Source organism: Vibrio sp. 10N.247.311.47, assembly GCF_041467535.1.
GTDB lineage: Bacteria > Pseudomonadota > Gammaproteobacteria > Enterobacterales > Vibrionaceae > Vibrio > Vibrio crassostreae_C.
This window is the reverse complement of the sequence record NZ_JBFSUR010000001.1, coordinates 334,338-353,670: the sequence shown is the minus strand read 5'-3', so window position 1 is coordinate 353,670 and position 19,333 is coordinate 334,338. Positions and strand designations below refer to the sequence as shown.

At 44.1% G+C, this 19,333-nt stretch carries 21 protein-coding genes and 2 pseudogenes; 9 read left to right on the top strand and 14 right to left on the bottom strand.

The window, feature by feature from the left end:
• A partial coding sequence (locus AB6E51_RS01550) for an IS5 family transposase (RefSeq protein ID WP_372050426.1) occupies nt 1-395 on the top strand: 395 nt, incomplete at its 5' end.
• Between the two features lie 33 nt (nt 396-428).
• Here AB6E51_RS01550 and AB6E51_RS01545 read toward each other — a convergent pair.
• Nucleotides 429-1,426, bottom strand: a pseudogene (locus AB6E51_RS01545) (MATE family efflux transporter); the annotation flags it as partial.
• A 98-nt stretch (nt 1,427-1,524) separates the two neighbouring features.
• On the opposite strand from AB6E51_RS01545, the gene AB6E51_RS01540 reads away from it, so the two are divergent.
• Entirely contained in the window at nt 1,525-2,955 is a 1,431-nt protein-coding gene (locus AB6E51_RS01540; RefSeq protein ID WP_102333194.1) for a DUF2867 domain-containing protein, read from the top strand.
• A gap of 258 nt (nt 2,956-3,213) precedes the next feature.
• On the opposite strand, the gene AB6E51_RS01535 is transcribed toward AB6E51_RS01540, so the two are convergent.
• The 3 genes from AB6E51_RS01535 to rsuA form a co-directional block, all read right to left on the bottom strand.
• Nucleotides 3,214-3,873, bottom strand: coding sequence for a DUF2913 family protein (locus tag AB6E51_RS01535; protein WP_102333193.1), 660 nt, complete (start codon nt 3,871-3,873; stop codon nt 3,214-3,216).
• Nucleotides 3,873-5,090 carry a Bcr/CflA family multidrug efflux MFS transporter gene (locus tag AB6E51_RS01530; RefSeq protein ID WP_102333192.1) on the bottom strand — a complete coding sequence of 406 codons (1,218 nt, stop codon included), beginning with the start codon at nt 5,088-5,090 and terminating at the stop codon, nt 3,873-3,875. Before AB6E51_RS01530 ends, AB6E51_RS01535 begins: the two co-directional genes overlap by 1 nt.
• Nucleotides 5,091-5,290: 200 nt before the next feature.
• On the bottom strand, nt 5,291-5,986 hold the full coding sequence (gene rsuA, locus AB6E51_RS01525; RefSeq protein ID WP_017060380.1) for a 16S rRNA pseudouridine(516) synthase RsuA: 696 nt from the start codon (nt 5,984-5,986) through the stop codon (nt 5,291-5,293).
• Nucleotides 5,987-6,083: 97 nt separating this feature from the next.
• On the opposite strand from rsuA, the gene AB6E51_RS01520 reads away from it, so the two are divergent.
• The 4 genes from AB6E51_RS01520 to AB6E51_RS01505 all read left to right on the top strand — a co-directional run bounded on the left by AB6E51_RS01520 (nt 6,084) and on the right by AB6E51_RS01505 (nt 10,577).
• Complete coding sequence (locus tag AB6E51_RS01520) at nt 6,084-7,826, top strand: DEAD/DEAH box helicase (protein ID WP_102320610.1); 1,743 nt, start codon at nt 6,084-6,086, stop codon at nt 7,824-7,826.
• 180 nt (nt 7,827-8,006) lie between these two features.
• Nucleotides 8,007-8,405 (top strand): PepSY domain-containing protein, encoded by a 399-nt coding sequence (locus tag AB6E51_RS01515; RefSeq protein WP_372058835.1) that lies wholly within the window; start codon nt 8,007-8,009, stop codon nt 8,403-8,405.
• Between the two features lie 61 nt (nt 8,406-8,466).
• Nucleotides 8,467-9,126, top strand: a complete 660-nt coding sequence (locus AB6E51_RS01510) for a response regulator transcription factor (protein WP_017060377.1) — start codon at nt 8,467-8,469, stop codon at nt 9,124-9,126.
• Between the two features lie 104 nt (nt 9,127-9,230).
• Nucleotides 9,231-10,577, top strand: coding sequence for an ATP-binding protein (locus AB6E51_RS01505; RefSeq protein WP_017066077.1), 1,347 nt, complete (start codon nt 9,231-9,233; stop codon nt 10,575-10,577).
• Between the two features lie 77 nt (nt 10,578-10,654).
• Here AB6E51_RS01505 and AB6E51_RS01500 read toward each other — a convergent pair whose 3' ends face one another.
• Both AB6E51_RS01500 and AB6E51_RS01495 read right to left on the bottom strand, forming a co-directional pair.
• A complete protein-coding gene (locus tag AB6E51_RS01500) occupies nt 10,655-11,962 on the bottom strand; it encodes an LssY C-terminal domain-containing protein (RefSeq protein WP_372058834.1) in 1,308 nt (435 codons plus the stop codon).
• 14 nt (nt 11,963-11,976) lie between these two features.
• Nucleotides 11,977-12,705, bottom strand: coding sequence for a glycosyltransferase family 2 protein (locus AB6E51_RS01495; RefSeq protein ID WP_372058832.1), 729 nt, complete (start codon nt 12,703-12,705; stop codon nt 11,977-11,979).
• A 367-nt stretch (nt 12,706-13,072) separates the two neighbouring features.
• Here AB6E51_RS01495 and rplY point away from each other — a divergent pair, with 367 nt between their 5' ends.
• On the top strand, nt 13,073-13,351 hold the full coding sequence (rplY, locus tag AB6E51_RS01490) for a 50S ribosomal protein L25 (RefSeq protein ID WP_017060373.1): 279 nt from the start codon (nt 13,073-13,075) through the stop codon (nt 13,349-13,351).
• A gap of 168 nt (nt 13,352-13,519) precedes the next feature.
• On the opposite strand, the gene AB6E51_RS01485 is transcribed toward rplY, so the two are convergent.
• The 8 genes and pseudogenes from AB6E51_RS01485 to AB6E51_RS01450 form a co-directional block, all read right to left on the bottom strand.
• Nucleotides 13,520-13,912 carry an NUDIX hydrolase gene (locus AB6E51_RS01485; RefSeq protein WP_017060354.1) on the bottom strand — a complete coding sequence of 131 codons (393 nt, stop codon included), beginning with the start codon at nt 13,910-13,912 and terminating at the stop codon, nt 13,520-13,522.
• A 61-nt stretch (nt 13,913-13,973) separates the two neighbouring features.
• Nucleotides 13,974-14,735 (bottom strand): nucleotidyltransferase domain-containing protein, encoded by a 762-nt coding sequence (locus AB6E51_RS01480; RefSeq protein WP_372058830.1) that lies wholly within the window; start codon nt 14,733-14,735, stop codon nt 13,974-13,976.
• Nucleotides 14,736-14,749: 14 nt separating this feature from the next.
• Entirely contained in the window at nt 14,750-15,286 is a 537-nt protein-coding gene (locus AB6E51_RS01475) for a GNAT family N-acetyltransferase (RefSeq protein WP_372058829.1), read from the bottom strand.
• Nucleotides 15,287-15,335: 49 nt separating this feature from the next.
• Nucleotides 15,336-15,434: pseudogene (locus AB6E51_RS01470) on the bottom strand (DUF3465 domain-containing protein); the annotation flags it as partial.
• A 39-nt stretch (nt 15,435-15,473) separates the two neighbouring features.
• Nucleotides 15,474-15,725 carry a TIGR03643 family protein gene (locus AB6E51_RS01465; protein ID WP_017065384.1) on the bottom strand — a complete coding sequence of 84 codons (252 nt, stop codon included), beginning with the start codon at nt 15,723-15,725 and terminating at the stop codon, nt 15,474-15,476.
• A gap of 123 nt (nt 15,726-15,848) precedes the next feature.
• The gene (locus tag AB6E51_RS01460; RefSeq protein WP_017065383.1) at nt 15,849-16,370 is read right to left on the bottom strand and encodes a GNAT family N-acetyltransferase; all 522 of its coding nucleotides are present in this window, start codon (nt 16,368-16,370) and stop codon (nt 15,849-15,851) included.
• A gap of 146 nt (nt 16,371-16,516) precedes the next feature.
• Nucleotides 16,517-17,329 (bottom strand): hypothetical protein, encoded by an 813-nt coding sequence (locus tag AB6E51_RS01455; RefSeq protein ID WP_372058827.1) that lies wholly within the window; start codon nt 17,327-17,329, stop codon nt 16,517-16,519.
• 218 nt (nt 17,330-17,547) lie between these two features.
• On the bottom strand, nt 17,548-17,973 hold the full coding sequence (locus AB6E51_RS01450) for a hypothetical protein (RefSeq protein ID WP_017065381.1): 426 nt from the start codon (nt 17,971-17,973) through the stop codon (nt 17,548-17,550).
• Nucleotides 17,974-18,501: 528 nt separating this feature from the next.
• Between AB6E51_RS01450 and AB6E51_RS01445 the strand changes: the two genes are divergently transcribed.
• Both AB6E51_RS01445 and AB6E51_RS01440 read left to right on the top strand, forming a co-directional pair.
• Complete coding sequence (locus tag AB6E51_RS01445; RefSeq protein ID WP_372058825.1) at nt 18,502-18,693, top strand: hypothetical protein; 192 nt, start codon at nt 18,502-18,504, stop codon at nt 18,691-18,693.
• Nucleotides 18,694-18,898: 205 nt separating this feature from the next.
• A complete protein-coding gene (locus AB6E51_RS01440; protein ID WP_017079037.1) occupies nt 18,899-19,318 on the top strand; it encodes a BLUF domain-containing protein in 420 nt (139 codons plus the stop codon).
• Nucleotides 19,319-19,333: the final 15 nt, after the last annotated feature.

Below are 19,333 nucleotides of genomic sequence, written 5' to 3'. Positions count from 1 at the left end.
AAATTCACTTAGCCGTAGATAGTGGTGGCCTGCCGATTTGCTTTGATTTATCAGAGGGACAACGCCACGATATAGTGCATGCCGAAAGCTTAGTTGAGCAACTCGATGAAGTTAATACCATCGTTTGTGATAAAGGATATGACAGCGAACCTTTCCGTACTTTTGTTAAGGAACGTGGCGGAGAAACGGTAATTGCTAAACGCAATTACGGACAAGATATAGACAAAGACAGTATGGATTGGTGTTTATACAAGTATCGTCACTTGGTCGAAAATGCCTTTGGGAGAATTAAGCATTATCGAGCTATTTCAAGTAGATATGACAAGCTAGAAAGGAATTATGCCAGCATGTTATCGCTGGCATTCATGTTAATGTGGCTACCGATGTATTGTTGAACGCGAAATGTACAGCAAAGATCAACACGCCCTAGTTAAGAAACACAAAATTGTTAAGCCAAGCGCTTGATAGTAAACCGCTTCATTGTTTTTCGCACCAAGTTGATTACCCACCAAAACAGCTGCCGCATTCGAAAGGCCAATCAATAAACTCAATGAGATAGATTCAACCGGCGTCATGACCGATAGCGCAGCCAGACCTTGAACGCCCGATTGCCCCATGATCGCGTGGTAAGCAAACAAACCACCCGCCCATGCTAAGAAGTTAAACGTGGTCGGCAGAGACAGCTTCAAGAAGCGAACCACCTTATCAATCGAAGCTGCCGCTTTAATATCGCAAAACTTAAATGCTAATAAATGCTTAGAGAAATAGAGATAACCAAACAAAGTCGCGACTTCTCAATCGCGCCACTCAGTACCGTCGCAATCGCCGCACCTTTGATTCCAAGCGCAGGAAAGCCTAAGTTACCGAAGATCAGCACCCAGTTTAAGAACACGTTAGACAGGATGCCGATACCGCTGAAAAATGTACTTAGCCCGGGTTTGTGCATCGCTCTCAAACCCACAGCCATACTGCTGACACACGATACCGCTAGCATGCTAAATGACGTAATTACGATGTATTCAACGCCTAAGTTGATGACCTCTTGAGAGTCGGTCGTCACGCCCATGATTTGTGCAGGAAATGAAACGAAAAACGCGATAGTCAGTAAAGCAAACAGTGTCGACACCAGCCACGTCAGCGCAGTGCTTTCTCTCACACCTTGTCTGTTACCCGCGCCCCAATATTGAGCAGTAAGAAGAGCACCGCCCGTGGTAACACCCACCAGCATAATGGTCGTCACGAACATCGCTCGGCTCGCCACCCCCACAGCTGCGATGTCTGCTTCGCCAAGTTGGCCCAACATCAATACATCCACCAAGCCTCGGCTTGAAAACATAATGCTCTGCAAGGTGATGGGCAGTGCAATCGCAATAAGCCTGCGAACAAAATCACCTCGTGTGTGATGAATAATTGAAGAGAGCAACATTGAGAGATACCTAAACGGAACGTATTGATGAATAAAGATAAATATCGCGCTATTATATCAATGTTCGGTTTTTAACCACAGATATAAATGGAGTAACAATGAAGAAAGTACTGGTTTTAGGCGCTTCTGGATATGTTGGTTCGCAACTCCTCCCTCTCCTGCTTGAGCAAGGCTATCAAGTCACGGCAGCAGCAAGGCATATCGACTATTTAAAGGCACGGACCGAGCCTCACGAAAGCTTATCGCTTGAGTATCTTGATCTGGCCGAGCAAGCTGCGACACAAGCCTTAGTCCCCGACTTTGATCTTATCTTCTTTCTCGTCCATGGCATGGCGGAAGGCCACGACTTTATCGATTATGAGCTGAACTTAGCCCGTAACTTTGTTTCTGCTCTTGGGCCAAAGAATCAACACGTCATCTACCTGAGTTCTTTACAGCCTCAGACTGGTGATTCAGAGCACCTTCAAGCGAGAAAGAAAACCGGCGAATTGCTTCGTAAAGGGCCTGTACCCGTTACCGAACTTCAAGCTGGCGTGATCATTGGCCCAGGATCTGCGGCATTCGAGATCATGCGAGATTTCGTGTACAACTTGCCGATTATGATTGCGCCAAAATGGGTTGACTCTAAAGCCAACCCGATTGCTTTGCAGAACCTGAACCACTATTTACTAAAACTCGCACAAGACACGCCTAGCGAAAGCCAAACCTTTGAGGTTGGCGGGCCGGATATTGTCTCTTACCGAAACCAATTTGCTCATATTGCTAAAACCGCCGATCGTCCACTCAAACTATGGGCGACATCGCTACTGACACCAAAGATTGCTTCATATTGGTTAGGTGTGGTGACTTCTGTACCGTCTAACATAGGTAGAGCACTACTTGCAGGCTTAAAGCACGACTTCATCGCCAGTTCGACCATCATTAGAGAAAAGTACCCTCAGAAGCTTATCTCGTTCGAAAATATGGTTGAACAAGCCATTCACGCTGAAGGAAACTTTGTCAAAAGCAATGTATGGGGCTTTGATAAAACCGCATTCAAACGCTGGCAAGCTGGGTATGGCTATTACCCGAAGAAAACAGGCGCAAGTATCACCTCAAGCGCTTCATTGGAATCGCTTTGGCATGTTGCTCAGCAAATCGGAAGCCCGAAGCAAGGTTACTTCTTTGCTAACACTTTATGGCGCACACGCGAATGGTTGGATGTTCTTTTCGGTGGCGGTGTACCGGTTCGACAAATGCCAGAAGGGCCCAACCTAAAAGTCGGTGACAAAATCGATTCATGGAAGGTCATTCGCTGTGAAGAGAATCAGTTTTTATCTCTGCTTTTCGGTATGAAAGGCCCCGGTTTAGGGCGACTCGAGATTACTGTCTCTGACCACGGTGACTCTCGCGAGCTGAATATCTCGGCTTGGTGGCATCCAAAGGGGTTTCTAGGGTTACTGTATTGGTTTGCTATGATGCCAGCCCACCTGTTTATTTTTAAAGGCATGGTGAAGGCAATTGAGAAGCAAGCTAAAGAACAGGATTAAAAGCAGATGCGGGATTCGAGTGACGAGATGCGAAAAGATTAAAAGCAGATGCGAGATTCGAGTGTCGAGATGAGAAAAGATTAAAAGCAGATGCGAGATTCGGGTAACGGGATGCGAAAAGATTAAAAGCAGATGCGGGATTCGAGTGTCGAGATGCGAAAAGACTAAAAGCAAATTAGCGACACGCGCTATGAGAGGCAAAAAAAGAGCGGATAATTCCGCTCTTCATATCTCTCATCTCGTATCCCGAATCCGTTACTAGCCAATAACGCTAATTGGGATCTCTGCAAGTTGGTTGCCTTGGTTAACAGGGTAAACGATGTATTCACCGTGATACTTCACCGCAGACTTATAGTCCGTTACTTTGTGAAGCATGAAACCCGCTTCCATCGCTGCTTGAATGAACTCAGCGTGGTTACCACGAACAAACCAGTTCATTGGCTTAACCATCAACTCACCGTCGAAAGAGTCGTCACACTGTTTGCCACACAAAGCAAAAGAGTGCTCACCATCGGTGAAGAATTGAATCTTGCCGCCAGTCGTTAGCTCATCTTCACTCGATACGCTCCAACCCATCTCGTACATTTTGTCCATGAATGCTTCAACATCACTGTCTTTAAGCACTTTAGGATCTTCGCCTTCAGGGAAAAAACGCCCGTAAAACGCAGAAATACGTTTAAAGGTAAAAGTTAAATCAGAGTTATTGCCTTTTGAGCGACCCTGTTTCTGCCAGCGAACCAAGTCAGGCACAATCACGCGATCATAAGCTTGGGATTTAATTGCCTTTGTTACCCAACGAACCAAATAAAGGTTGTTCGCGATAGGTGCATCAATGGCCTTGCCAGACTTATGTAGAGCATATAGCTCGCCTAGCGCATCATTCACTAACTTCTGAATTTCAATATAGTATTTTGACATTATGCCTTCTTTCCTAATGTCCAATATAGTAATGCTGACATTACTGCACATGCAGCCATTACCATAGCCATAGACCCAGCACTGTCACTTGGCAGCATCGCAACGATAGCCCCAACGACAGAACCAGTACCAAATCTTAATGTTCCCGCAAGCGATGAAGCCGTGCCTGCCATGTTTGGATAACCACTGAGCAATAGACCCATAGAGTTACTGCCGATAGTAGAGATGGTGCCAATAAATAGCATCACAAACGGCACGATTCCCCAAAGCCCGAGATCCAGCGCCCAACCGACAAGTAAACCTACGCCAGCCAGTAATTGGATGACCAACGCTGCCCTCAACATTGTATGAGAACCGACCTTCTTAACGATTCGACCATTGATTGTCGTCATCAGAATCATCGCAACAATGTTCAGACCAAATAGGTAACCAAACAGGTCAGGACGTACGCCATAGACATCAATGTAGACAAAAGAGCCTGCAGTTAAGAATGCAAACATCCCAGAGAACGAGAATGCACCCGAGAAAATCAAGCCCATAGCGGTCGGGTTTTTACATAAACGGGCGTAATTACGAATCGTGGTTTTAAAGCGCAATGGTTGTCGGTTTTCTGCAGGAAGCGTTTCTGGGATCTTCATCGATACCGCCAGAATCACGATCACCGCAAAAATAGCCAGAACCCAGAAAATTGAACGCCAACCGAACCACAACGCTAAGTAACCGCCAATCATCGGAGCAACCAATGGCGCAACTGTCATCACCAAAGTAACGAAAGACATGGTTCTTGCGAAATCTTCACGATCGAACATATCTCTTACCACCGCTTGGATGATAACGGCCGCCGCAGCACCAGCAAAACCTTGAGCGGTACGGATGTAAGTCAGCGCTTCAATGCCATGAGTTGTCGCACTCACCATAGAAGCGATAGCAAACAAGAACACACCAATAAGCAGTACAGGCTTGCGACCATAGCTATCCGCCAACGGGCCATGCAGCAACTGCCCCAGCGCGAAACCTGCGGTATAGGCTGTTAGCGTGATTTGTACCTCACCCGCCGTCACACCAAGATCTTTAGCAATGGTCGGCATCGCTGGCAGATACATATCAATGGCTAGCGGAGTAAGTGCACCAATCGCACCTAGAATCAAAAACAGCACTAAGCCTAATTGAGGTGTTTCTAGTTGGGAGCTTTGGCTCTGTGAGGTCGATGTTTGCATGGTTCTCCGAATGTTCAACTGATAGAGCTAGGGACTAGCGTGAGTACGCGAGTCAAAGATTGGCTGAGACTTTCCTAGTACCAGTCAACATCATCAGCCGACGCTATCCATGGTCGGCTTTACAACGAAAGGGCTATTTCCAGCAAAAGTGGTCTCTTGTTAAGAACAATTTCTTGTTAAGAGCAACTTCTAGCTAAGGACTACTTCCAGATTGAATCGACTTCTTCTTGCGTTAGGTAACGGTATTCACCTAACTCTAAAGATTCGTCCATCTCAATTTCGCCAATACGTTCACGGTGTAGTGCTTCTACCTTGTTACCAAGAGCAGCAAACATACGTTTAACTTGGTGGTATTTGCCTTCGTGAATCGTTAGCAGCACTTCACGCTCTGCACGAACTTCTAGGTGTGCAGGAAGTGTTAGGCCATCTTCGCTCTTAAGCTGGATGCCCTCTTTGAATTTTTCAACGTAATCGTCTTCAACAGGTTCAACCAACCACACACGGTACGTCTTCTCGCACTTGTGCTTTGGCGAAGTGATACGGTGAGACCACTTACCATCGTCTGTAATCAACACAAGACCTGTTGTATCAATATCTAGACGACCAGCAAAGTGCAGCTTGTCCATTTTGATTTCATCAAGTAATTCAAACGCGATACGATTTGCGCCATCTTCATGCGAACAAACAAAGCCTTCTGGCTTATAAAGCATGATGTAACGTGGGCCGTGAACATTCAGTTCATTGCCTTGCCATTCCACAACGCACTCTTCAGTTACCTTGAGTGAACCGCTTTTTTGAATGACATCATTTACTGTCACTGCCTTGGATTTTAATAAGTGTGTTGCTTCTCTTCGAGTGACGCCTAATGCATCGCACAGAAATTTATCTAAACGCATGAATACCTCAACTAATCTAAGTCGGGTATTATAGTCACCTTTGCTCAATTAGTTGAGCTATTTCACACTATTTGTTTTCCTTCTTACAAGACGCGATATGTATACACTCCGCCCGTACCAAGCTGATTCTGTAAAATCAGTGATTCATTACTTCAGAAAACACCAAACTCCGGCAGTGCTCGTGCTTCCGACAGGTGCAGGAAAAAGCCTTGTGATTGCAGAGTTAGCAAGGCTTGCGAAAGGTCGAGTGTTGGTGCTTGCTCACGTAAAAGAGTTGGTTGAACAGAACCATGAAAAGTATGAAGGTTACGGGCTGAAAGGCTCGATTTTCTCTGCGGGTTTAGGACGCAAAGAGACCGACCAACAAGTCGTGTTTGCTTCGGTGCAATCTGTGGTGCGAAATCTCGATTCATTCTCTAACCAATTTTCGCTGTTGGTTATCGACGAATGCCACCGTGTTCCCGATGAAAAGACCAGTAGTTATCAGAAAGTCATCACTCACTTACACGAGAATAATTCGGGCATCAAGGTGCTTGGATTAACAGCGACCCCATATCGTCTTGGGATGGGTTGGATTTATCAATACCACACTCGCGGTCAAGTGCGTTCAGATGAGCCACGTTTCTTCCGCGACTGTATCTTTGAGCTGCCGATTCGTTACCTGCTCGATGAAGGTTTCTTAACTCCTGCACGCATGATTGATGCACCCGTGTTGAGCTATGACTTTTCGCAGTTAAAGCCCGCGAGCACTGGTCGCTACAAAGAAGCAGAACTCGACATGGTGATCGAGCAATCGAAACGAGCGACCCCACAGATTGTCGATCAGATTATTCACCTAGCCCAAGATAAACTAGGCATCATGGTATTCGCTGCGACCGTTCGACACGCGCAAGAGATCCTCGGCTTATTGCCAGAAGGTGAAGCTTCAATTGTGATTGGTGATACACCAACTCTCGAACGTGACCAAATTATCAGCGACTTCAAAGAACGTAAAATCAAGTTTTTGGTTAACGTATCGGTATTAACCACAGGTTTTGATGCGCCACACGTCGATTTAATCGCGATTTTGCGCCCGACAGAATCCATCAGTTTGTATCAACAAATCGTTGGCCGTGGCTTACGCCTATCTCCGGGTAAAAAAGAGTGTTTGGTGCTCGACTATGCGGGCAACAGTTACGACCTCTACCAACCTGAGGTTGGCGACCCTAAACCCGATTCAGACAGTGAAATCATCACCATCCCTTGCCCTGCGTGCGGCTTCAATAATAACTTTTGGGGCAAGCTAGACAGCAATGGCTTCTTGCTTGAGCACTTTGGGCGCAAATGCCAAGGCTACTTTACCGATGAAGACACGGGCGAGCGCGAGCACTGTAATTATCGCTTCCGAGCGAAATATTGCGGTGAATGTGGTGCTGATAATGACATTGCTGCGCGCATTTGTCATGAGTGCGATGCAACCTTAGTCGACCCAGACAAAAAGCTAAAAGAAGCACTGAACCTAAAAGATGCCTTGGTATTTGAATGCTTGGAAATGGACCTCAACGTGCTTAAAGACGAGAAAGGTAAATCACAACTTAAGGTCACCTATCGCGGAGAAAACCAAGCGCAAGTGCATGAGTTTTGGTCATTAACCAGCAAAAAGCAGAAGCAGAACTTCAAAGACCAGTTTGTTCGCCCTCACCTTGCAGACAGACATCGCCCTTTCGAAGAAGCCTCACCGACGAAAGTGGTTGCTCACCAACATAGATTCCGCCCACCTCAATTCGTGATTGCCCGTAAAGTCGGACGCTTTTGGAAAATGAGAGACAAGATATTCGAAGACGAACTACAGCAGCGTTAAGGTTAAGAATAAAAGTAAGTCTTACGTTCTTAACACTCGGCAATTAATCTTATGTATTAAAGCCTGCGCCATTTAAGCGTTAAGTTTTTCGGTATCAAATTCTCATTATTAATCAGGTTCACTTTCTGTTCAGAATTACTTTTTTATACTGAACGCTATCAACCTTCTCTAGGATTCGCTATGTTTAGTAAAGCTATGATTTCTTTGTTTTCTATAAGCTTAGGCTTATTTGTTTCTGCTGGCGCATGGGCTGACTCACATCATAATGGTCATGAATTAGTGCAGGACGTTCATAAAGCAGGAACCCGTATCGAATTTGAAGAAGATCAAGACGAAGTCTACGAAGCTGTACGCGAAGGCTATATTCGCCCTTTCTCAGAAATGTATGCGGCCGTTGAAAACGATCTTCATGGCAGAATCATTAAAGTAGAGCTAGAAGAAGATGACGACATTTGGGTGTATGAACTAAAAATCAATTACCAAAACAACATCATCAAAGTCGAATACAACGCTGAGACGTTAGAAATGCTTATGATCAAAGGCCGCAACTTTAAAGACGCAATTAAACACGGCGACTAGTTACGTACGACGAAGAGCTAAGCACGACGAACAGTCATTAGAAGAAATTAGAAGAACAATTATGAAAATTTTAGTCGTTGAAGATGAGCCTCGTTTGGGCCAACAAATTATTGAAACACTTGAGGGGGCCGACTGGGTTCCAGAGCTCTCTCAAGATGGTATCGACGCACTCTACCGTGCAACGTCAGAAGAATGGGACGCGATTGTCCTCGATTTAGGTTTACCTAAGCTTGACGGCCTAACGGTATTAAAAGGCATTCGAGACGAAAACATCAACACGCCAGTGATTATCTTAAGTGCTCGTGACACGCTAACTCAACGTGTTGAGGGCTTGAACGCCGGTGCTGATGACTACCTAACTAAGCCATTTGAGATGGTCGAGCTGATTGCCCGTATCCGAGCTCAACTGCGCCGAGCATCAGGCAGTGCTGCTCCGATACTTCAAATCGGTGATCTAAGCCTAGACACACGCAGTTCTAAAGTGTTGTGGCAAGGTCAAGCAGTTAGCCTCACGGCGCTGGAATATAAAGTTGTCGCGTACTTCATGCATAACCAAAACAAGGTTATCTCGCGCACTGAGTTGGTTGAGCATATCTACAAGCAAGACTTCGACCGAGACTCAAACACGGTTGAAGTGTTCATCGGTCGTATTCGTAAGAAAATCGCACCAAAGATCATCAAAACCGTTCGTGGCCTTGGCTACCAACTGAATGCTGAATAGCTCAGTCGTCAATCACGCCAAGAGCAACCATTAATTAAGTGGACAGCCTGTTCTGATCATCGCAATACGATAAGTTACGATGAGCAAAGGCAGGTTGGAAATGCATGAATCTAAAGAAACGAACACTTAAAAACATCAGTTTAAAAAGCCGCTTGCTCCTTGCTGCGGCTTTTTGGCTAGGTGCGATGATATTAGCGGCTGGTGTCGGGATTCCGAAACTGGTTAACGACTACCTCGTCGATGACATGAAGCAGCAGCTTGGCTTAACCATGGATGAGTTAACCGCCAATATCGAAACCAATGACAGTGGTAACCTGATCATGGCAGAGCGTCTGTCTGATCCTAGGTTCAACCAGCCCTACAGTGGTATTTATTGGCGCGCCGCTACCCAAGAGCAGATCATTCGATCTCGCTCGCTATGGGATAAAGACCTCACCATCAAGCGTTCACCGATTCACACATCAGTCAAAGGGCCAGAGAAAGAAAAGTTGATTTACATCGAGCAAGATATCTACCTGCCTGAACTGAGCGACCCTGTCACGATCACCATTGGTATTGATGAAGATCCATTAGAATCCACACTGACAGAGCTTACTGGTCAAGTCTGGTTGATCCTAATGTTGCTGTTTGTTGGCGTGCTGATGTTGATCGGTATTCAAGTCAGTTGGTCGTTATTACCGCTCAGCAAGATGCAACGCGAACTGGTAATGCTAAGAAACGGCGAGCAAGAAGGGTTAAGCGATAACTACCCGAAAGAGGTTTCTCCATTAGTCTCTGACCTCAATGCCCTGCTCTTTCACTATCAAGAGTTATTAGAACGAGCTCGTAACCACGCGGGTAACTTATCTCATGCGTTGAAAACACCGCTTTCAGTTCTAAAAAATGAGATAGAGCGACTTCCAGAGGATGACAAGGCACTGCTGCAACAGCCCATTCATCAGATTCAAAGCCAAATTGATTATCACCTTGGCCGCGCTCGTATGGCAGGTGCAATGAACATTCTTTCGGTGAAGTCTTCACCTTGTGAGCGTGTCGAAGCTATCTCAATGGCGTTTGATAAAGTCTACGCTGCCAATGAAGTCACCATGATTAACGAGCTAGACTCTGAGATTGAAGTGGCAGTAGAAAAAACCGACCTTGATGAAATGGTCGGCAACCTACTCGAGAACAGTTACAAGTGGGCGGGCAGCATTATTCGCGTCCATGCAAATGAACTCGACGATGGCAACATAGAGTTGGTGATTGAAGATGATGGCCAAGGCATTCCTGAAGAGAAGCTTGAGCAAGTGACCAAACGTGGCGTCCGACTTGATGAAACCACACCAGGAACAGGCTTAGGGCTTAATATCGTAAATGAAATGGCACACAGTTACCGAGGCAGCCTAACGCTCAGCAAGAGCTCAATGGGCGGCTTAAAAGCTTCTCTGGTGCTTAAAGTAAGTAAAGGCTGAACAAGCTAAGTAAAAGTTAAACACAATAAGCCCTAACGTAATGCTAGGGCTTAATTCTATCGACCTTATATACAACTCTATATATCGTTCACAGCAACATCCAAAGCTTGTGAATCATCACGGTAGGTTGCTACTCCGATCATCAAGATCCTGCCATCAGTATAATAGTCATGATCGTCATCGATCACTTCCACCGTTGCTAATGGGTACTTGTCTAACTCGATGTCTGGTAGTAACGTTCGTATCTGATTAGCAAGCCGATCTCGCTCTTCATCAACATTAGGGTCAATGTTATGAAGCACGGTCACAATGCCTGAGTAAGGCGTGACTTTAAGGCCATCATCATAGCTAATTGCGCCTAACCACTGAGGCTGGTTAGTTTTAATATCAACACCTGCACGCCACCAACGAATATGGCTGCGCTTCATCAGGTTACCCGGCAATTGAAAAGCCATATCTTGCGGCTTGTCTCGCCAATATAAATCAGACACTGGCGGCGTTTTTTCTCTAAGCAATGCGAGATAACCAACCCATTCAATCTCATTTCGAGAGAAGGTTTGATTCTCTATCCAGCCTAATTGCTTCATTAAGTCTCTTGGGGTTGCTCCAACATAAATTACGTTGATCGCTTGCGCCGAGTAGAACGAAGATTTACCGGGGAACGCTTTATAGGTAACCGAGTTCCAGTCGACTTTGTTTATTTGAGCCGTCTCTGGTTGATTCTGAAAGTCATCCGCTTTCCAGAAAAAGTGAGCGTAGTTCGCAAACAATACCCACGCCAACAACAGCGCACTAGACTTAAGTACTAAGCATCGCCACTTCATTCGGTAACCGATAATGGTGAAGACTAATACCGCGAACACACCAACGATCAAGCTATTATGCTCCGAGATAAATATCTTAAGGCTATTAAGCCACGGAAAGTTCTCAACGCCATGCGCTAGTAGCATGCCCCAAGCAATAAACTGCCCACCACCAAGAACCAAGCCTATAAAGGCCAATAAACTGAAATTACGCCACGGTACACGATGCGAGCCAGCTATAAATGGCACGACCCAAGCGATTGGCCCTAATAGGCGAGCAAAAATAATGATGTATGTGCTTTTTCGAGCAACCAGATAACGACAACGCGCAATCAATCTTTTGGTTTTAGGACGAAACTTAATGAGTCTTCGTTGCGCTTTGGCACCGTATTTATAGCCTATAAAATAACTGAGTTGATCACCAAGCAAGCCACCTAGCATCACCATCACCAAAGCCATCCATACACCCGAATACAGTTGAAAGCCCGCCGCGATATAAAAGGGCTCTCCCGGTACAAATAGGTTTGGGCCAATGAGAGCATCACCCAATGCTCCCAGAAACAGCCCTAGTCCATCAAACATAACAACCTCAATGCTTACTGTTCTTTGTAATGACCGAACTTGTAGTTCATCTCGTTGTTACGCATTTCGCCTTTAAAGAAGCGTCTTACATTGGCTTTAAGATAAGTAGAGCCTGTCTTCACAACGCCATCTTGATCTAATCGACGTGGGTCAAAGCCAAAGGTCATATTTAGGAATCTAAATCGCCATGTTTTGCTCGCACGTTTTACATAATCACAGTCCTCACAAAGGACAATCTCTTCATCGAAACCACCGATCTCTTCATGTGCTCTTTTGGTTGAGAAAATACACGCGCCAATCGCGGTTGGGAAAAAGAACTGCGTCGCAAATAAGCCCGCATTAAACAGCCCATAACCGAGTTTATGAACCAGTTGCAGCCCTTTTGAACTCATGTACACACCCGCCACTTCAAGCTTCTTCTCTTCTAGTTCATAAAGCGCTTTCGCAAGGAAGTTTCGAGGCAAGCTCACGTCAGCATCTAAGAAAAGGATTCGGTTGTATTGCGCCAATGAAGCACCCGTGTTTCGGCCAAGGCTCACACCACGGTTTTCCATGTGATGCACCGTTAATTTTGGCAACGCGTTTTCATAAGCTTGCGCCACTTCTCTGGTGTTATCTTCACTGTTCGAGTCGACAACAATCACTTCAAACTCTTGGTGGGTTTGCACGCTCAACTCTTCCATTAAGCGGCTAATGCGTTTCTCTTCGTTTAGCGTAATTACGACAATGCTTACCGGTTTCATATTTTCACCTATTCATTCTGCTGTTTAATTAACACTAAGATTAACGAACTAAGACTTAACCAAGTCTTAGGCAAACATTCATTTTCCGTTCATTAACTTGATGATTTAGCAGTGATATAAATAGATAAGGATTGCGATGTAAAAGGGAGTAAAATGCGCTAAACAAGCGTTAGCGAACGTTTTATCTCCAAACGAACCCATTATCGAAGGAAATTCACTTTGAGATGGGCTTCTGACTTGCTCATATTGGAATGTGATGTTAGTATCCGCGCTCGCTTAAGCATGAACTTTTATGTTTAAGCATTACCACACACTCAAGGTCGCATTGAGGTGTGAAGTTAATTTTTACTAATTTGAGAGTAAAACTATGAAATTTGAAGCAGTAGTACGTACTGAACTAGGTAAAGGTGCGAGCCGCCGCCTACGTCACGCTGGTAAATTCCCAGCTGTAATCTACGGTGGCGAAGCTGAAGCTGTAGCTATCGAACTTGTTCACGCTGACGTGATCAACCAAATGGACAAGCCTGAATTCTACGAAGCAATCACTCTACTGATTGACGGCGCAGAAGTTAAGGTTAAGCCACAAGACGTTCAACGTCACGCGTTCAAGCCAAAAGTTGAGCACATGGACTTCATCCGCATCTAATTCCCTACCAAGGAATAAGATTGGATTAATCCAGCCTTCTGCATAGAAAAGATAATCGATCTTACCAGTCGAGAAATCTAGAAATTCGAAACCCCGATGCTACCAACATCGGGGTTTCACCGTTTTTGAGCCCTCAAAAAACGTCCAAAACATCTTATCGAATCCAAACTAAAGATACCTACCCACGCGCTCTACTTCTTTCAAAGCAATACCATCGGCTGCTATACCAACAGGAGCTGAACCTAGTGAATACCACTTAACATCATCAGTCTCTTGAGCGGTGATATCTCCTTTCCAGTCACTCACGATAAAATAATGAATCAACTGAAGTTCCTTCGTAGGATGGTAAAGCGAACACAAGTATTGGTAATCAATCGGAACAACATTAAGTTCTTCATCAAGTTCACGAAACAGCGCCTGAACCTGGTTTTCACCGTGTTCAATATGGCCGCCAGGTATAGTGATTAAACCGGGATCGGTCTCCCTAGACTCACTACGCTTTTCTAGTAATACCTGCGATTCCTTCAGCATGATAAAAGAAACACACTCGTGGACATCCATCTAATTTTCCTAAAGCCGTTACAAAGGTAGTTAAGTTTGTTGTTCTAGCTTGTGTTAATGCTTAATTTACAACAAGCTTTTTACTCAGCCTTTCATACAATTCAAAAGCTTCTGTTTTAGATATCAAATTTCCGAGAGCGTATTGATGAGCTAGCTCAATATCGTCGCTTTGATTGGAGTAATAGCGCTTGGCGACTGCAGCGCACTGGCTCAGATTGGTGTACCAACTGCCGTCTTGCTCAGCCACAAAATAATACGCCGCTCGCACTAACTTTTTACCAATTACCTTAACGATATCCGCATCAGTCATTGTTTTGAAACTCGAGGGCATTTGCTTAAGAAAAGTCGATAAATCGCCATTAAGAGCTTGGGCTATTTCATTGCTGGGCTTATATCGTGGAAACTTTATAGATAGATCATTCCCCCAAATACAACAGCAACAATGCTTGAGCCAAAACTGCCAATGGAATTCTTCGTTGGGTTGCAGAACATCCCGCAGGAAGCCAGGATCGATATCAAGCTTGGTCACTTGCGGATAGGTTTGGGGTATGGTGTCGGAAAGTAGGTTAAATACTTCCTTTTCTCTCTGACCAACAGGCGTAGCGAGTACGATAGAAACATCCAAATCAGAGCGACCAACAATGGCCGTTCCTCTAGGCACGCTTCCATACAAGTAGATACCATCAACTTGACTTGGAAGTTCTCTTAGCAACGAATCAACGACTGCTGACACCACGTCTTGAAATTCAGGCGCAATGTTCTTTGGCGAATAAAGATTTTGAATGAACCCTTCTCTATCGAGCCCTCTATCTAGCTTCTGCATACCACTTTCCATCACTAAGCCTTTTTCCAATCAGAACGTAGAACCGCCAACACAACTGTATCCCACCATTGACCTTTGAAGAATCGATGAGCTTTAAAACACGCTTCTTGTTTCATTCCCAGTGACTTACATAATTTAATCGCAGCCAAGTTCTTGCTGATGGTTTCGGCGTAGATACGGTGTATGCCTAACTCTGAGAAACCAAAATCAGCGAGGGCTTCAGATGCTTCTATAGAAAGCCCTTTTCCCTGAGTTTCCCTCGATAAAGCACAGCCCATTGAAGCTTGTTTATCGCGTTCAAGACGTAAACAAACGGTTCCAATAAACTTCCCCGAATCTTTGCTTTCAACCGCTAGCTGATAGGACTGGCGTGGTACTTCCAAAGCCTGTGCAACAAACAACTGAGTTAGCTCTCGATATTTGTTAGGTTCACAATCACTTTCATCATAGAAACGCTGATACTTTGCGTCTTGAGAGATCGCAACAAAGGCACACTCGTCTTCGATACTCATATCTCGAAGAATCAACCTGTCAGTTTCCAGCTTAAACATCAAAATTCCTTTTTATCTTATAGCCTTGAGGGAAAAGTCTCGGAGGTGTTTACTCGTATACTTTCCCGTTATGCTTCAACCAACCATGAGTGTGATGATTACGAGGGTCTTTGTGCGTCCAGTGCATTGCGCCACCTTTCTTGTTCCACAATCAAATGTCATTTGGGCTGACTAAATAAGTCCCTATCTAGCGGTGCTTGTATTGAGTCGGACAATAACCTCTCGAAACGTCCGAACTGCGTAGTTTTACATGCTTGGTCGAGCGCCCAGAAACACGTGAACGCCACAGCTTAAAACTGCCAAGCTTGAGATGGCTACGCATAAAACGAATCACTTCCGATTCATTTAAACCAAATTGCAGTTCTATTGCTTCAAACGGCGTTCTGTCTTCCCACGCCATTTCGATAATTCTTGATTCATTCTCTTTAGATAGCATCATGCATACTCTTCCTTAATAAACTGGAAGAAATACGCCCGTCTTAGATTTAAAGATCACAAGTGACTACTTTGAACTCCACGACTTATAAAGTTCAGTAAAACAACAAGCTAACTCAAATTATGGCTATTTGCTTTCCAGCCACTCAGAACGCAATAGACCATACTTAATCGAGTCATAATACTCGCCTTGGTAATAACGCACTTTTCTTAGCCTAGCTTCTTGCTGGAAGCCTAATTTAAGAGCTAGTGACATCATCCGCGGATTACCCGACCAAGTGGTTAAACCGACACGCTCTATCTGCTTGTTTTCGAATAGGTAAGATACCCAAAGAGGAAGAGCTAACGCAGCAATACCCTTCCCCCAATAGTCGGAGTTGTAAATGACTACTCCGACTTCAAGCCAACGTGTCTCTTCACACTCCCAATAACAACTGACGGTTCCTACAGGCACATCGTCTACAACCACCAACTGTAAGTCGGATCCATTGAGTAACCGTTGAAACGAACGGCTTTCAAACTCTTCTAGTGATGGCGGTGAGTATGGAAAATAAGGGCCGTTAAACTTCGTCCACTCATCGTTTGAGATAACCAAGGAATAAATGGCTGCCAATTCGCTTGGCATGGCGGGCCTAATACTTACCTGCATTTTCTCTCCTTGGTTTGGTGCTTAGGTATGGTTCTTGGTCTAAGTTCTAGAGGGATTAGTCGCGACCACAGCAGTCATTAATCTCATAATAACCATTAATAATAAAGTAACTAAATCGGATGACTACCAATCTAGCAGCTAGGCAATCATGGGGTTAAATAAGCTTGTGCGAACTCTCTAAGCACTCTCGCATTATTGTGGTATTTGCTATCCCCGCACTTTGTGCCATCTACTCTGATGTCCGGGCTGGAATATGCAGGTATAACATCTCGCTCATAAGACATCACTGTGCCTCTGTCAGCACAAATTGTACCGAAGGAATATTGAGGAGCTCTTGGATACGTTCCAGAAATGTAACTTTCTATACTATCAAAATCTTTCAATAACGTTTTATAGTCATGATTAGCACCACTTAAATGGCCAATTTCATGCTCCATTAAGTAATCAGGGCAGTTTATCGCTAAAGAAAAAAAGTAGGATACCGAAGAAGACATACCACAATAATCAGACTCAAAGCTAAAATTATAATTAGAAAATACTATCCCAGTAAAAATGGGGACGCCGTCTTCTGTTGTTTCTGGAATCGGTTCTTCCATCGAGAGTTTTAATAACCTCTCTGCTGCGCCCAAATCTTGAAACCAAAGGCTGTCGATTTCAGACGTATAAGTCACCTTAGTGACTTTTCTCTTCATAGGGACGCAGGAGTTTTTTAACACCAGATTCGAATAGCTTTCCCATGTCGCTATTTTAGAGGCTATAAATGCTTTGGAATATTCATCTAACACCGATTCATCAACATAAAGGTGGATTTCTGTATTCAAAACCTCGCTCTGTACACAAGTAGGAAACTCGATGCTTTGAGCATTGGAGAGTCGACTATTGCTCAACACTATAATCAAAATACAACCAACTAACTGGATGAGCCTTTTAAAAGAACTCTCACTGACTCGTGTATTCATTTCCACCCTCTCCCTATATTCAAAACCACAAAGAGCATCAAAAACGCCGTGACTTAAGATTCATATCAACCCCCATTACACATATAAGCATTGGCCTCTCAAAGTAACCTGCACTACCTGTGTTTTTCAGAAAATAAAAAGCTCGCCATACAATGACGAGCCTTGTTGATTATGGGAGCTTAACGCTTATAAGACCTTAACCTTAACAGATCTAGCCACTAAGACAGCTGATCGCGTAAAGCCAATTCAACGTTTTTCAATACTTTGAACTCTTCTCGAGTACAACCGCGCGCCACGGAAACCCAATGGTCGCCAGTTTCATCGGCCCCTTTAAACTCTGCACGCAACTCATATCGTCGCCATGTAACAAACGCCAAAATAAAGGTCAGTGCAAGCATTGGTAAACCGAACTGAGGAACAAATGCCCAAGTCGCCGCCGAGAGGACTAAAGCCAACGAAACGATATTGATTGCGTTTTCTTTAAGACCCAATTGACGAATTTCTAACTGTTTGATTTTACGTAAGCTATACACATCTTTTTTAACTCGGAGTTCATCAGAACCCACCAGAAAGTCTGATGCTTTGTATGATCTACGAAGTCGCACTAAATTCGCTAACCTGTTGCGTGTTTGGTTCTTATTCATCGCCTTTCTCCATGTTATTTAAAGGTTAGTAAAAACTAATATAATCATGAAGTTAATGAACGAATGCTTGTTTTATAAATCAAACCAATATTAAAATCAAGCCTATGCAATTAATAACAATTATAACAACACCACTTAGCATATAAAATTCAAATAAAAAGAAGGCTTATTGAGGAGTCTACTCATCGTAAATCGATGTACTTTAGTTAAGTGAGATATAGGCCGATAATATTTCCAATAACCGACCAAACATACCAAACGGCGGGCATAATTCCTCCTGCTTTGTAACCACTTATTTCAACGCGATTTTTGCGACAAACTTCGTGTTCAAGGAATGCTGAACAGTGGTCACATAACGCTCCACTTGTCATAGGTCGCATAACTCCCTTGCCCACTATCCATCCGGCTTTTAAATACCTGAATCACTCAATTGAACATATCAATATAGCTTATCGATTAAGCAATTGATCTCATAATGTAGAGTCTGTACGCTTACACTATGCACACGGTTACCTAATGAAGATCACGATGAACGAACTACTGACATGCGGTATGGAACAGAAACAACGAACAACGGTGACGAGTTTATTCGCAAGAAATGGATTTAAGATCGCAACGACTGACTTTGATGATGTGACTTTCGAACGTGAAAATGTGTTGGTCAACGTTCGATTTGATTCCTCTTCAAACGTTGAATCGATTTCAATTCTAAACAACTAACGAGATCACTAGCAGGCCGCTAAAATGATTGAATAACCAACATTCGAGTCATTTTAGCGTATCTTGCGACCAGTTCTTTTCTACGTCATCCCATCCTCTTCTCTTCCAAAAGCCTCCGAGTGACAATTAGATCAATAACTCGCAATTCCATCAGCTTGGCTTATATTTATTAATACCCTTTGAACAAAAATTCGAAATGATGCCTATGTTCCTAACTCGGTTAATTTATGTCAGTACGCTTTCCGAATGTTGTGATTCCAAAGCATTGGAGGAGATACTCGCTATCTCGCGAGATCATAATCGGCAAAGCCATTTAACGGGGCTCCTCAGCCATAATCAAAAGTACTTTCTTCAATGTATTGAAGGATCTAGAGAGGCCGTTAACCACACGTACAATCATATTCTTAACGACGAGAGACACAATCACGTCGCAATACTTTATTTTAAAGAGATTGATAGCAGAGAATTTGGAGATTGGTCGATGGGAGACATTCCGCAGTCCAATTTAACCGAGCTGTTGAACTTACAGTTTTCAACATCTGATCAATTTAACCCCTACGAAATGTCTGGCGAAAGTGCTTACCGAATGCTTTTAGAGTTAAAGCAAAATTTGCCATCTGAATAGATCTTCGACCCGACT